This is a genomic window from Microcoleus sp. MON1_C1 (assembly GCF_036701945.1).
Taxonomy (GTDB): domain Bacteria; phylum Cyanobacteriota; class Cyanobacteriia; order Cyanobacteriales; family Microcoleaceae; genus Microcoleus.
The window spans coordinates 162,646-176,436 of sequence record NZ_JAUBRO010000004.1; the positions used below are offsets into that span (position 1 = coordinate 162,646).

The window sequence follows — 13,791 nt, forward strand, 5'->3', positions numbered from 1 at the left end:
GCGAACCCGATCGAGCTCAAGGATGATTTGCCGACGGAATTGTTACAAAACTTAATAAATCTTTTTTGGGCTAACAATTAATCAGTCGTGCGATCGAACACAACTACAAAACCTCGAATTTTTGATTAACTGAGATGTTGCACCATTCTCGCTTAACAGGCTTTCCAGCCTGTTCCACAATAAAATTCATCTCTTGTGGAACAGGCCGGAAAGCCTGTTCATAAAAAGCTTATTGAGAATGGTGCAACATTTCAGATTAACCAACTTAGCCTACCCGCCGCTGACGGGGGGGATGAGTACAACTTCGTCGCCGTCTTGGAGGATGGTGTCGGGGGAGACGAATTCCAGGTTGATCCCGAAGCGGGTGCGATCGCGCCATTGTTCTAATTGAGGATATTGGGCGATCGACCTTTCGAGCACTTGAGACACTGGGGTTTCGGGAGGAAGTTCTAATGTAAGTTCCGAAACGCCGTAGGCTTCACCGAAGGCGGCGAACAGTTTAACTGTGACGGTAATTGAAGAGTCAGACACGGTAGTTTAGTGCGATCGACGGTTTGGCAATTATCAACTACACCATACAATTAATTAGGAATTAGGCGCGCCGAGGCTTAGAATTGAAAGCGGCAACCTCTAGTTAAGTTTTACCCCATCGGGTAAAGATGATAGTTGATTGCAGCAAAAAGTCTTAACAAGATTGTATGCCGATCGCTCTCACCAACCAGGCGTTAGAAGCAGTTGGCGTCCAGTTAGATGCAGCTAGCTAAGGTCTAGTTTGCTGCTGTTGAGGCTAATGCGATAATAATTTTTGAGGATGCGGTATAGATACTTTACGGTAATTGTGGGAGAGTCCAAAAAGCTCGCCATACATTTAGCAAGCAACAACGCAGACAAGGCCCGGCAAACCCGCTTCTCCTGAGTAAAAATCAGGTTATTTAGTGCGGCTTGGAATTGCCCAACCTATGCCCTGCTTAGCAAGCTAGCCGTTCTATCTAAGAAGAATACTGAAGTTAACGCGATAGAGATATATGGCAAATAACGATTTTAAAGTGCTTCAAATTATTGAAGCTAAAGGCTGGTATGCCTTTGGGAGCACGAAGCAAAGCCAGCACGTTGAGAGATGGGTAAGACCTGTCGTGTGTTGGGTTTTAATAGAAGATAAAAAAAAGCGACGGGTTGTGACAGCTACCGCTAGCTATCAGATCCAGATTGACGACAAAGAAGTCGAGTTTTTTGCCCACGAAAGCGAAATTCAAGATCTGGAGAGTCTCCCGAAGTCTGTCTCGGTATCGGAATTTCTGAAAACAGAAGATTGAGAGAAGGGCAGAAGGAGATAATTTAACAAGTTATTAATTATTCCTTAGTGATTCCTTAAACTTGCTGTCGGATTCTATTGGAATTAGAGGCAGAAGCTCTAGATTGGGGACAGGGGGAGACGAGGACAGGGGGAGAATTTATACTTTTGCCTTGCCTTCTACATCTTGTCTCCAATGCCTCAAGTAGCCCAAAAAATAAAGAGGCCGGAAGATTGCTGGCAATGCCAACACGCTTCCGACCTTGCTGAATAACAGGGTATGCATATGTTTTTAAAGTATGGCAGGCAGGCTTTTGAGATATCAAGAGGACTATTGCAATCACCCACTTTTGTTTTCAGGCTGTGTTTGCAAGGTTCATATCATTTTAGACTGAAAATTTGAAAAGTAAGAGGGGGCGAGGGTTACAGGTTAAGGATTCTAGCTATTTATCTGTAGCGGGTGCTACAAAAAATGGTGGCCTTGGCGGACGATCGCACCTTCTCCCTAAATGGTGGGCACTCAAAGCAGAAAGTTCGATCGCCCCCTGCAACGGCTGCGACTTTAAACCCCACTAGCAACAGGTTCAGGCTTCTGTTGCCGCATCCGCCGCCCCAGCAGAGCCATCCGCACGCCGCCGGCCGGCCCTAAAGTCACCCCTCGGCGTTTGGCCTGTACGGACTTGTTCTCGGCCAATACTAGGTCGAAATCCCGCAAAATGGTGGCCAGCACCAGTTTCATCTCCAACTGCGCCAGCGCCAAGCCGATACAGCGGCGGCTGCCACCTCCAAAGGGCAAATACTCGTAAGGCGAGAATTGTCTCTCCAAAAACCGTTCCGGTTTAAATTGCAGCGGTTCTGGATACAAATCCTCCCGTCTGTGGGTCAAATAAATCGAGCCGATGACAACCGTACCCGGTTCGAGTTGGTGTCCCATCAGTTCCACGGGCGTGAGAACTTCTCGCGAAAACGTCAGCATTGCGACCGGGTAAATTCGCAGCGTCTCCTGACAAACTGCACTCAGGTAAGGTAAGCGGAAAATCTCCATCGGGTCGGGATTTTCTCCCAAACTGTCCAATTCTTGCAGCAACTTCTGGCGCACCGAGGGCAAGTTGTGAATCCAGTAAAACGCCCAAGCTAGGGCCGTTGCTGTGGTTTCGTGGCCTGCAAGCAGCAGCGTCATCAACTCGTCGCGCAATTCTTCATTGGTCATGGGTTGCCCGTTTTCGTCGCGGGCGGCCATCATTAAGCTGAGAATGTCGGTGCGGTTGGCGTCTGGTTGCAGCCTGCGTTCTTCAATTTCGGCATATATCAGATCGTCAAGTTTCTGCTTCCGCTGTTTCATGCGTCCCCAAGGACTCCAAGAGCCCCAATCTTGCTGCATCCAGCCGAAAAACAGCATACTCGATCGCAACGGAGAACCAGTCATATCCACGACTGAGGCAAGTAGGGGCTTGATCTCTTCCAACCGCGGCCCGTCATCCAGGCCGAAGACAGCTTGCAGGATTACCCCCATGGTGACTTCCTGCATCGCGCTGCGGGCCACAAAAGGTCGATCGACCGACCACTTGCTGGCAACATCTTGAGCGATATCGCAAATTAGTTGGCCGTAATTCCGCATCCGTTCCCCGTGAAAAGGTGGCATCAATAATTGGCGCTCGCGTTTGTGCCTTTCTCCTGAGAGGATAAACATGGATTGTTCTCCCACGAGCGGTTTGAGAATACTATTCAGCGTCCCTGGAGCGTGAAACGCGCTGCTATTGAGCATCTCCTGGACAGCTTGCGGGTGGTGGATCATCACCAATGGTTTCCCGTTGTTCACTTGAGCTGTGAAAATGTCGCCGTATTGTTTGGCACATTTATCCATGTATGTCAGCGGATCGCCGATCCATTGAATTAGCTGCACAAAGGGTGGAGCTTTGGGGCCGTTAGGTAGCGTCATAGGAATTACCGGGGTTTGGGTCACAGGACTTAGCAGTATCAACAAATCTCAAAGGATATGAAGGTTTGTTCAATCTCTCCCAACCCTTGTTTTTAAGGGGAGAATTGCGTAAGTCCCATCTCCAATAATTTTAATAGCTTATTCTCGAACGGTGCTCAAAATATCCTCTCCAAGCTCTGTAAAACGAACAGTTTTGATTTGCCAAGGAGCATAACTGGTTAAAGTTTGGCGCACGCCCCCGAACAAACCTAACATTTGACAACTGGACAAATTTTGCAATTTCTGCCGCGAATTTCCGGAGGCTCGCAGATCCACGGTAGCTATTCCGAGGTCGCGATCGATCTTGAGGCGATAACCAGCCAAACCAAGACTATCGAAAATCTGCTGCTTTAACACTTCATTAACCGCCGATGACATTAACTGGTTGTCTGGGCCTGTAACTGTTTCAGGCTTCAGAGTTTGACACAGATTGTCTACCTTATAAACCGTAACGGTGCCAGTATTCTCTGAGACTGCCACACTGCCTAAAACTGAGGCAACAGAGTTAGAGGACTGCGTTAATTGACTCGATCGAGCCTCAATTTGATTTCCCATTAGTTGCAAGTGTGGGAACTGAGGCGCGCTTGCTGGGAATTGCCTCTGGTTTTCGGCAGAGTTAGCTGCATCATAGCTAGAACAACTGCTAGCGCCGGTCAGAATTAATCCAGTCGCTAAATACCCGAACTGTTTGCAGATACGGTTCATAGTTTTTAATACTCAACTAAACGTTAGTGTACCGAAGATGAACTTTGGTGGTAGAAAGCACTTACTCCCTGATTACACTCACTTAGAAGTATTTCTAGGTATCCCTAATCCGGAGAGGAAAACAAGTTAAGAGTTCTGGTTAATACGTTCAATTTAGTGTTCGATCAGGCACATAGGGTAATACCCCTCATATGTGCAACCCTGGCGTCTCCGTATCTCAGCAGATAAAGCTAGCGACCTAGAGCGTAAGTGATACCAAATACCGTGTCAGTGGTCAGATGTACCGTTGCAAATCGAGCCATCCCAATGTCTGAGACCAAGAGCCTCTTTCCGGTTTGCGACAGCCTGAGTTGGATTAGTAGTAATGACAACATAATTCAGACTGGCGGGCGCATTTTAAGCTCGCCTTCGGAGCGCTTTTTTAACAGCGCCGAAATCGCCGTTAGAGGGAATGTGCAAGTCGCGAACAATATCAAAACTTACGAATCAAGAGCAAAGAAACCGGGTTTTTTAACCAGGCATAAGAGCTGCAACGAAGTGTTTTCGTAAAAAAAACTGCTTTCTGGTCAAGTCGTGAATCACATAATTCCCCAGTCAGCCGATCTGTAACGAACAGGCGTGTCAAGGGTGTTATCGCAGCGTTCGCTGATTTTGTGCCAAATCTCATAAAACACAGTGAAAAAATCATGAAACAGCAATTATTGACAAAAGTTTTGGTGGCAACCGCGATCGCCCTCACCGGCCTGACGGTTGCTTCTCAACCTAGTTACGCTCGGCGAGCACAGGGGGAAAGTGGATTTTGGTGCAGTACCTCGACCGGTGCGCCGGTGACGGTGTACCAAAACGCTCAAGGTGCCGTAGAGCCTTGGATTGAGTGGACTTCCGATTATTTCTCCGGTTCTGGTTACGATCCGGCAACTCGGTGTCAATTAGTGAGTCAACGCCTCGAAACCTATCGCCGCCGACGAATGCTTAAGTACATTACTGCGGGCCAAATGAACGGCCAGAACGTCATCTGCACGGCGAATCAAGTCAATGGGCGGTGTCAAAATTTGATTTATACCCTCCGACCCGGCCAAGACCCGATCGGCTCTTTGTATAATTTGTTGGCTTGGCGCCAAGGATATGTCGGGATGCCGTCTTTTGATGAAACCAGTAAAATTCCTTACATTGATGTCAGCGAAAAGCTAGGGGAAAACACTGCCGACGGGGCGCAACTGCCCCCTTTTCCTCACCGTTCGGACAGCCTTAAAGATTGGCAAATTTTCCATCCCATCACCAATTCCCAGGATTGAGGTCGAAAAGTTGGCGCGTCAAACAGCGGTACGCATCCCGACGGGGAAATCTTCGGGTTCTGGGACGATCGTCCGGCAGCAGGGCCAAACCTATACGGTGCTGACTAACTGGCACGTTGTGGCGATCATCGGACAATGGTCACCGACGACGGTTTCCTCCACCCACTGCTAGGAGTTCCGAGGCGGCTGGGCAATAGCGATCTGGCGATCGTTGAGTTTCGCAGCGCGAGCGAGTATAAAATAGCACTATTCAGCCTTGAGCCGGGAGCGGAGTCTGAGCCAGTGTTGGCAGTCGGCTTTCCTGCGGGTGCTGAGGTTGGGGCTTTGGCGGTGACGCGGGCTTCGTTTCGGTGCTGCTACCCAAATCTTTGCCTCAAGGTTATATTGGGCTATACAAATGAGGTTAAAATCGGTATGAGTGGCGACCCGATTTTTAATGCCAAAGGTTTCTTGGTTAAGATTAACGGTAGGGACAAGTATCGAGATCCAAATTTTGGCGTCTATGCTTTTGAAGATGGAAGTGAACCAACAGCGGAATTATTGGAGCAAGACTTAAGTGCTAAATAGTTCGCTAAACTTTTCCATACTTAATCGCCCTTGAGGAAGTTCTATGTTTGCCGTTAAACGAGCGCTAAAATTGAATAACAACGAAGCGACTTTGATGGCAAGACACGCAGGATTCCGGCGTGTAGTATTTAATTTTGGATTAAGCCTGCGAACTCAAATGTATAGTGAGGGGAAATTTACAGACTCGAAGGTAATCAACGAAGTCAAAAAAGTTCTCACCAACTACGTCAAGAAAAAGCCTGAATTCGGCTGGATGAACCAGTTTTCTAGTCGAGTTTACCAAAATGCGTTAATCGATCTAAAAGATGCGTTTAGTCGGTATCGCTCTGGGAAAGCAGGTCATCCAAGATTCGCTAGTCGCCGAGACGGTCAATCTTTTACAGTCGATTCGTCTAACGGAAAAGTTCTACTAAGCGCTGGCAACACTATAAAGATTCCTACCTTGGGAACTTTTCGGCTCTACGAAGCCCTAGAATGCGGTTACGTGTCTCAAACTTTTACGATTTCAAAAGAAGGAAGTCGTTGGTTTGTTTCCTTCTGTGTTGACGCGGAACGTTTACCAGTTCAACAGTCTCAGGCATCCGTGGGAATCGATGTGGGCATTAAATATGCGGCCACGCTGTCAAACCAGCAGGTCTTTGATGCACCAAAACCCTTAAAGCAAGCGAAAACCAAACTTGCTAATTTGCAGCGCCAAGCATCAAAACAGGTAAAAGGCTCCCAAAACCAAGGCAAAACCTATAATAAGATCGGGCGACTCCACGCGCGGATAGCTTGCATTCGCCTAGATTTTCTTCACAAGTTAACAACTTATTTAGCCAAAAATTTCAAGCGAATTTTGATTGAAGACTTGAATATAAAAGGCATGATGGCGAATCACAAGTTAGCTGGGGCCATATCCGATCTAGGATTTTACGAATTCAAACGCCAACTTGATTACAAGTGCAAAATGTATGGAGCAACTTTAGTGCTGGTAGATCAATGGTTTCCTAGCTCTAAAACCTGTTCTAATTGTGGCAATAAAAAAGATATGCCACTAAGCGTTCGGACTTTTGACTGTCCTGCTTGTGGCAGATATTTAGATCGTGATTTGAATGCGAGTTTAAATATTTTAAACTGGGAACCCTCGGCTTGAGGGGGATAGCCTACTTATCTTGGGATTAGCCGTCTACCCAACAGCGTAGGAAGTGAACTCGGATTGTGTCTAAAAACGATTTTAGACAAGTTTAGGTAAGTTTTACAAAGCAGAAAATGGTTAAATCCAGTTGGGGAATTCCCATTAGTATATATTTGCAGTTCGCCTCGTTTCATCTAGGGAGTTATCGATGAATGTGTGGAGTTTGCGGTTTGACGCGCTGACAATCATCTTGACAGGCGCATTAACAGTGACGGCGGTTGTCAGCCAACAATATGCTGCCTGTGCCAAAACAGCAGAAGAAATTGCCCAGCTAGCGACGTTGACAACTGTGGAAGTCAACAATACGCTGGGTTTTTTGGCTAGTGGATCGGGAGTAATTATTGCCAAACAGGGTAATATTTACACGGTTCTGACAGCTAATCATGTGGTGGCAAGCCTCGCTCAAAAATACAGCATTCGCACTCATTTGGAGAAGGATTATGCTGCAATTAGAATACAGCGACTACCGAAAGATGACAGGGATATAGACTTGGCTTTGATACAGTTTCAGAGCCGAGAACAGTATCCAGTAGCACCAATGGGCGAGTCAGAACGTGCTGTTGTCGGTTCTGCTATTTACGTTTCTGGCTATCCGCTGCCTATTTCGGGATTTGAACGAAAACTTGAGTTTACTGCTGGTATTATCTCTTCTCGCTTGGGCAGCGCCTCATCAGGGTATCGTCTGCGCTACCAAGCTGTAACCAGGCGCGGGATGAGCGGCGGGCCTGTATTTGATGCTGATGGCAGGGTGGTAGGAATTCACGGCCAGGGGGATACTGTTGGCACAATTAGAAGTCAGTGGAACGGTCAGATTGAGGAGATAAAAACGGGGTTGAACGCGGCAATCCCGATCGATGCTTTTAGGGAGTTGCTATCACAAAATAAGCATAACGGCTTTGATATTCTCAGCAATCTTTCTATCAGCAGCGCATCTGGTCAAAACCAGCCGAGTTTGGGTTATGGAGGATTTGTGTGCGATACCTCGACGGGCGAGCCGGTAACTGTGTATCAAAATCCGCAAGGGTTCAGGGAGCCTTGGATTCGCTGGAATTCTAATTTCTTTTCTGGTTCTGGCTACGATCCTCTAACTCGTTGCCAACAAGTGACTCAGCGCCTTGAAAATTATAACCGAAATAAACAGCTAAATTATGTCACGGTGGGTATTGTAAATAACCAGAAAGCGATTTGCACGACAAGCCGCGTTAATGGGCCTTGCGAAGGTTTGATCTACACGCTGCGTCGCGATCAAGACCCGACTCCTGCACTTAGCAGTTTTTTTGTTTGGCTGGGGAATCAAAAGGCTGTGCCTTCTCTTTCTGAAAGCGGTACTGCGCTTTATATCGATGTCCGGGAACGGCTGGAACAATTTTAGATTTGGGATTTGAGATGGATTAGTAATGGGTAAACACAGAACCCCAACTTTTTTAATAAGTCGGGGTTCTCAAATAACTACTTATTAGCTTAAAAATTGAGATATTTTACTTATTTATCACTGACATAATAGAACTCATGATTTTTTGGAACACGGAAGCTATAAAATTACTGTTACATTAATCCAATCTAAATTTTTCAGGTATAAAGCATGACTGCAACTACGCCGAAGGCAACGTCAGCAATTCCCAGTTTTTGCGAAGGAATCCAGTATTTCTCCGAGAGTGTGCCGGGTTTTGAGACTTACGGGAAAGCACCTGCGATCGCGGAGGGGAGCAAGTCGATCGCCGATCCTGCCGATCCCGTCGCCGTCTTTCAAACGATGCTGGGAGCAGACGCCCTGCGCTACCTGACGCTGCAAGTTACCGCCAGCAAGGCATCGGGACATCCAGGGGGTTTCGCTAGCCAAGCTGAGGCTTATGCCGCTTTGGTGATGCTCGGACACAAGAACATTGTCACCGAAGTCGGCCATCACGCGCCGGGATTTTACAGCGCCATGTTTCTCGATCGATCTTTGGAGGATATGGGAATTGTTAACGTGCAGCAAGTGCGCGATAAATTCCGAGAAAAAGACGGTTTGTTAGGACATCTTTCCGGTTTCATTCCCGGTCTTTTAGCACCGGCCGGTCCCCTCGGACAAGGGCAGCATTTCGCAATGGCTGGATCGCTTTTGCACCGCGAAAAACTGTTTGCTTTCACAATGGGCGACGGCGGTATGGGCGAACCCTATCCGATGAGCAGCATGGCGCATTTCCACACTGCTTATCCCAGCGTTACTAACTTTTTGCCTGTGTTGGTTTGGAACGGATATTCTCAGGAACATCACAGCATGGTTTCGACTAAAACTAATGCTGAAATGATTGCTTATTGGCAAGGCAACGGTTTTGAAGAAGTTATCTTAGTTGATGCTAAGGAATTTGACGATAAAAATCAACCGGAAGATTATGTTGACAGCACTGCTTTTTCGCTCGAACAGCGCATGGCATTTACCAAAGCTGTTTTACAAGGAGTTGACAAAGCGGCAAAATCTGCTCTCGGCGGCAAATTAACTGTGTTTATTATCAAACAGTTGAAAGGTGCCGGCGTCCACGCGCGCGGAGCAAAATCTCACAACCTTTATCCGAAAGATACGCTGGATGCTCCGCACATTATCAGTGCTTTAAAAGAGCGCGCTTTGACTGCGGCTGCTTGGGAGTTGGTGCGGACAAATTGCGAGCGTGCGGGCGGCGGGCCTGCGGCGAAAACAGTTGTTACTGAGTTTACATTGCCGCTGGCAGATTTAGGCGAATTGCCTTTAGAAGAATTTGCAGTTGGGGGAGAACCGAAGATTTCGACAACAGCAATGGGGGTTTTGGTAGGGAAAGTTGGCGAGCGCGATCGTACTTTTCTTGTCACTAATGCTGACGGCAATGAAGCATCGGCAATTGCCAATATCAACCAAGCTCTTAAGATTATTCACCCGACGACAGATGACCTGTACAATCAATCGCCAAACGGTCAAGTTTACGAACCTTTGAGCGAAGATGCTTGCGCTGGTTTAGCCGTAGGTTTATCGCTATTTGGAGCGCGGAGTTTGTGGTGTTCCTACGAATCTTTTGCCATCAACGGTTTACCAATTTGGCAAACTGTAACCCAAGCAATGGCAGAATTGCGCCGTCCAACTCCGGCAACTGTCACCTTATTTACAGCGGGTGCATTGGAACAAGGCCGCAACGGTTGGACGCACCAGCGGCCGGAAATTGAGGCTTATTTTGCGGCGATGATGCGGAACGGAAATGTGTTTCCTTTGTTTCCACCGGATGCTAACAGCATTCAAGCTTGTTACGAGTGGGCTTTGGCTGCTAAAAATAAGGGAGTTGTGATTACTGCGAGCAAGTCGCCGCTGCCAATTCGCACTACTTTTGAACAGACTCGCCAAGGTTTGCAAGACGGTGCAATAGTGCTGCACGAAGTCGATTCCCCCCAAGCTCCCCACAATCAAGGGGGGAGCAAGAAAGTTGTGTTTGCAGTTGTCGGCGACATGACGTTAATGCCAGTGTTTGAAGCGGCGGCATTTTTGGAAACAGAAGGGATTGGAGTGCGGATTGTTTCTATTGTGAATCCCCGGCGTTTGTATCGTGCTAGCGATGTTGCTTGGGATACTTGTTCGGAAGCTGACGGCGGCTTTTTGAGCGATGAGAAATTTGCTAAATTGTTTGGCGGAGATGCCTTGATTGGCGTGACAGGCGGTGCTTCTGGGATGTTGGAACCTGTGATGCTCCGCAGCAATTGCAAGCGGGATACTTTCGCTTGGAAGCGGGGGGAAACTACTGCTAGTGCTGGTCAGTTGATGGCGTTTAATGGGTTGACTGCTGAGGCGTTGACTAAAAGGGCGATCGAGCTAGTTCATTAAGTTAGAATGTGAGTGAATGCCCCTGCCTGGTTTGTGCTGGGTAGGGGCTAGTAATATTCAAGTAGGATTGTGATACCTATGACAGCAAAAATTTTAGAAGAAATAGGTACGCTTGCAGAACAGCGATTGATTCTCCCCGGTTATTATACTTGGGAGCAATTTGAGGCTATCGAATCTTTGATGGCCGACTCTTCTGGTTTGCGGATAACTTATCTTGATGGGTGGATCGAGTTTATGACACTGGGCGAAGCACATGAGACAATCAGTTGTATTCTTAATTTTTTGCTACAACTCTACTTTTGTGAAATGGGAATTGAATATATTCCTGTAGGTAGTGCGACTCGCAGAGACCGGGCAAGAGATGTATCATTTGAACCAGATGAGTCTTATTATATAGGTTCAAGAAAAGAGCATCCCGATCTAGCCGTGGAGGTAACAATGACTAGCGGTAGCACCAATAAACTAGCTAAATATCTGCGACTTCGCATTCCAGAAGTTTGGTTTTGGGAGAATAATCGGCTTTCTGTTTATGGGCTGCGCCAGGATAATTATGAGCAAATTTCAAGAAGTGAGTTGCTGCCGGAATTGGATTTAGAATTGTTGGTAGGTTGCGTTTTAAGGCCTTCAAGGATTGAGGCAAAAACGGAGTTTATTCAGGGAATTAGGCAACAGTAATTTGGTCGATTAATAAAATTTACGCAACAAATTGCTTGATCTGCTATAATTGCAGGGTTAAACACTGACTTTTTGTCAAGCGTAACGCAACACTGTAGAATAGCTAAGTATTCCTATTCTACATAAATGGTTATACATAACAACATTTAATACACCTTGAACTATGTCCCTGCAAGATGAGATTGATAAAACAAGGCAAGAAATTCGGACTGATGGCTACTCAATGTCTATTGGAGAGTGGATCAGCCTTTATGAAAATAGTGAGATCGATATCCATCCAGATTTTCAAAGATTTTTTCGTTGGTCCAATCACCAAAAATCAACCTTCATAGAATCGATTTTGCTAGGTATACCTATTCCACCAATTTTTGTTAGCCAAAGAGATGATGGTGTTTGGGATGTTGTAGATGGTGGTCAGAGACTATCAACAATATATGAATTTGTCGGTATTTTGAAAAAAGATGAATCAGAAAAAGATGAATCAGAAAACAATACACAGCCAGTAGCTTTACAAAAAACTACATATTTAGCTTCTTTAGAAGGGAAAAAATGGGACGACCCAAACGATCGAGATAATTCTTTCACTCAAACACAGCGTTTATTGATTAAACGCTCAAAAATTGCTGTCAACATTGTTGAGAAAGAAAGCGATGAAATGATTAAATATGAGCTATTTCAGCGACTGAATACAGGAGGTTCAGTTGCTACGCCTCAAGAAATGAGAAATTGCATTCTTTTGATGTTGAATAAAGATTTATATCAGTTGATGCGTTCACTGGCAGATTATGAATCATTCAAAAAATGCACTGCTTTAAGTGATAAACTCTATGAAGAACAGTATGATATGGAATTAGTATTACGTTTCATACTTCTATTTGATAAGGATGATATCAGCGTTAAAAAATTGGGTGGTGATGTTCACGTTTTCCTAACCGAAACAATGCGTAAAGTTGCTTCTAATAAAGAGTTAGATTATCACCACATAGAAACCGCATTCAAGACAACATTCGATCTTCTTGATAAAACTATAGGTGAGGATAGTTTCAAAAAATATAAATCTGAAGAAGACAGGTTTTTGGGTGGTTTTCTATTATCGGCATATGAAGTGGTAGCATTGGGAATCGGATACAACTATAAACATCTACCTCAAACAAACCTGATATCCGATAAAATAAAAGGTATTTGGTCGCATCCAACTTATCAAGCACGGTCGGGAGGAGGGTGGAATGCTGCAAGACGTTTACCTTACCTGATTCCGCTTGGTAGAGAAGTATTTTCCCCCTAATGAGTATCCGAACTGCTGAAGAATTAAGTGATAAACTTTCAAATGATCTTGCTTGGCGAAAGAAGGAACTTTCAGAAGTCAAATCCTTGGTAGAAGCGAGAAATGTTTCTCCTCCAAGGCATAATGCGTCGATTCGGAGTGGAATATGTATTCTCTATGCCCATTGGGAAGGTTTTGTCAAATTAGCATCAAATAGTTACCTAGAGTATGTTGCGATGCAAAAGCTTCGCTACGATCAGCTTAGTAGCAATTTTCTAGCTCTGGCAATGAAGACAAAATTGAATGAGGCTAGAGACACCAATAAACCATCATTATATATACCTGTTTGTGATTTCTTCCTTTCTAACTTACATACTAAATGCTCTTTGCCATACAAAGACAAAGATGCAATTTCTACTGCATCCAATCTGTCTTCTGACATTTTGCAAGAAATAACTTATACTCTGGGGATAGAGTTTTCTGTATACTCTACTAAGCGGGTATTAATCGATATCAAGCTTTTGAAAACAAGAAACGAAATTGCACATGGTAACTATTTGACTGTTGACCGAGAAGAGTATATATAGCAATTCCATTTGAGATGTAAATATGGATTTCTCTGGTAAAATAGGAAAGTTTGATAATAAATGAAAGGGAAGAAAGCAAATGGAAGCCAATCAAAATGAAAAAGAAAGACAAATAGAAGGTTTAATAAAATTTATAAATAGTAATGGAGACTCGCGAGAAATGAAGAGAGCCTTAGCCGTAAAACTGGCTCTACAAGGTTATGTGTACAGAGCGATAGAAAATATACTAAATGTATCTCAAGGTTATGTAAGTAAATGGAAAAAAAGATTTATAACACAAGGAATACCAGGTCTAAGATTAGGCTATAGAGGAGCGAAAACCAAGCTAACAAGAGAAGAGGAAGAATCAACCATACAGTGGTTATCATGCCAAGAATATTGGGATATATCCGAACTAGAAATCTATTTAATAGAGGAGTACGATGTCAT

14 protein-coding genes are annotated in these 13,791 nt (G+C 45.2%); 11 read left to right on the plus strand and 3 right to left on the minus strand.

Translation table 11 applies throughout. The features are described from left to right. Window positions 1-270 precede the first annotated feature (270 nt). Entirely contained in the window at window positions 271-531 is a 261-nt protein-coding gene (locus QUA62_RS03840; RefSeq protein ID WP_333402460.1) for a MoaD/ThiS family protein, read from the minus strand. Window positions 532-1,025: 494 nt separating this feature from the next. Here QUA62_RS03840 and QUA62_RS03845 point away from each other — a divergent pair, with 494 nt between their 5' ends. Beyond that, a complete protein-coding gene (locus QUA62_RS03845) occupies window positions 1,026-1,313 on the plus strand; it encodes a hypothetical protein (RefSeq protein WP_006632921.1) in 288 nt (95 codons plus the stop codon). Between the two features lie 540 nt (window positions 1,314-1,853). Here the strand turns inward: QUA62_RS03845 and QUA62_RS03850 are convergent. Both QUA62_RS03850 and QUA62_RS03855 read right to left on the minus strand, forming a co-directional pair. Continuing rightward, window positions 1,854-3,230, minus strand: coding sequence for a cytochrome P450 (locus QUA62_RS03850; protein ID WP_333402462.1), 1,377 nt, complete (start codon window positions 3,228-3,230; stop codon window positions 1,854-1,856). Between the two features lie 138 nt (window positions 3,231-3,368). After that, window positions 3,369-3,974, minus strand: coding sequence for a hypothetical protein (locus QUA62_RS03855; protein ID WP_333402464.1), 606 nt, complete (start codon window positions 3,972-3,974; stop codon window positions 3,369-3,371). A 686-nt stretch (window positions 3,975-4,660) separates the two neighbouring features. Here QUA62_RS03855 and QUA62_RS03860 point away from each other — a divergent pair. From QUA62_RS03860 to QUA62_RS03905, 10 genes are all read left to right on the plus strand, one after another. Beyond that, window positions 4,661-5,269, plus strand: a complete 609-nt coding sequence (locus QUA62_RS03860) for a COP23 domain-containing protein (protein ID WP_333402467.1) — start codon at window positions 4,661-4,663, stop codon at window positions 5,267-5,269. 10 nt (window positions 5,270-5,279) lie between these two features. Then, a complete protein-coding gene (locus tag QUA62_RS03865; protein WP_333402468.1) occupies window positions 5,280-5,441 on the plus strand; it encodes a hypothetical protein in 162 nt (53 codons plus the stop codon). Continuing rightward, entirely contained in the window at window positions 5,405-5,836 is a 432-nt protein-coding gene (locus QUA62_RS03870; protein WP_333402470.1) for a hypothetical protein, read from the plus strand. The genes QUA62_RS03865 and QUA62_RS03870 overlap by 37 nt, the downstream gene beginning before the upstream one ends. A 43-nt stretch (window positions 5,837-5,879) precedes the next feature. Beyond that, on the plus strand, window positions 5,880-6,971 hold the full coding sequence (locus QUA62_RS03875) for an RNA-guided endonuclease TnpB family protein (protein WP_333402472.1): 1,092 nt from the start codon (window positions 5,880-5,882) through the stop codon (window positions 6,969-6,971). A gap of 190 nt (window positions 6,972-7,161) precedes the next feature. Next, window positions 7,162-8,385, plus strand: coding sequence for a COP23 domain-containing protein (locus tag QUA62_RS03880; protein ID WP_333402474.1), 1,224 nt, complete (start codon window positions 7,162-7,164; stop codon window positions 8,383-8,385). Between the two features lie 210 nt (window positions 8,386-8,595). Further along, the gene (locus QUA62_RS03885) at window positions 8,596-10,836 is read left to right on the plus strand and encodes a phosphoketolase (RefSeq protein ID WP_333402476.1); all 2,241 of its coding nucleotides are present in this window, start codon (window positions 8,596-8,598) and stop codon (window positions 10,834-10,836) included. A gap of 78 nt (window positions 10,837-10,914) precedes the next feature. Next, on the plus strand, window positions 10,915-11,511 hold the full coding sequence (locus QUA62_RS03890) for a Uma2 family endonuclease (RefSeq protein WP_333402477.1): 597 nt from the start codon (window positions 10,915-10,917) through the stop codon (window positions 11,509-11,511). Between the two features lie 163 nt (window positions 11,512-11,674). After that, entirely contained in the window at window positions 11,675-12,796 is a 1,122-nt protein-coding gene (locus tag QUA62_RS03895; RefSeq protein ID WP_333402479.1) for a DUF262 domain-containing protein, read from the plus strand. After that, on the plus strand, window positions 12,796-13,362 hold the full coding sequence (locus tag QUA62_RS03900) for an MAE_28990/MAE_18760 family HEPN-like nuclease (RefSeq protein ID WP_333402481.1): 567 nt from the start codon (window positions 12,796-12,798) through the stop codon (window positions 13,360-13,362). The genes QUA62_RS03895 and QUA62_RS03900 overlap by 1 nt, the downstream gene beginning before the upstream one ends. A 79-nt stretch (window positions 13,363-13,441) precedes the next feature. Continuing rightward, a partial coding sequence (locus tag QUA62_RS03905) for a helix-turn-helix domain-containing protein (RefSeq protein WP_333402483.1) occupies window positions 13,442-13,791 on the plus strand: 350 nt, incomplete at its 3' end.

Bases quoted from the DNA above. Each gene is read 5' to 3' on its own strand.
- QUA62_RS03890 (WP_333402477.1), top strand. From the start codon at position 10,915: ATGACAGCAAAAATTTTAGAAGAAATAGGTACGCTTGCAGAACAGCGA.
- QUA62_RS03880 (WP_333402474.1), top strand. From the start codon at position 7,162: ATGAATGTGTGGAGTTTGCGGTTTGACGCGCTGACAATCATCTTGACA.
- QUA62_RS03885 (WP_333402476.1), top strand. From the start codon at position 8,596: ATGACTGCAACTACGCCGAAGGCAACGTCAGCAATTCCCAGTTTTTGC.
- QUA62_RS03900 (WP_333402481.1), top strand. From the start codon at position 12,796: ATGAGTATCCGAACTGCTGAAGAATTAAGTGATAAACTTTCAAATGAT.
- QUA62_RS03870 (WP_333402470.1), top strand. From the start codon at position 5,405: ATGGTCACCGACGACGGTTTCCTCCACCCACTGCTAGGAGTTCCGAGG.
- QUA62_RS03850 (WP_333402462.1), bottom strand. From the start codon at position 3,230: ATGACGCTACCTAACGGCCCCAAAGCTCCACCCTTTGTGCAGCTAATT.
- QUA62_RS03875 (WP_333402472.1), top strand. From the start codon at position 5,880: ATGTTTGCCGTTAAACGAGCGCTAAAATTGAATAACAACGAAGCGACT.
- QUA62_RS03845 (WP_006632921.1), top strand. From the start codon at position 1,026: ATGGCAAATAACGATTTTAAAGTGCTTCAAATTATTGAAGCTAAAGGC.
- QUA62_RS03860 (WP_333402467.1), top strand. From the start codon at position 4,661: ATGAAACAGCAATTATTGACAAAAGTTTTGGTGGCAACCGCGATCGCC.
- QUA62_RS03895 (WP_333402479.1), top strand. From the start codon at position 11,675: ATGTCCCTGCAAGATGAGATTGATAAAACAAGGCAAGAAATTCGGACT.
- QUA62_RS03855 (WP_333402464.1), bottom strand. From the start codon at position 3,974: ATGAACCGTATCTGCAAACAGTTCGGGTATTTAGCGACTGGATTAATT.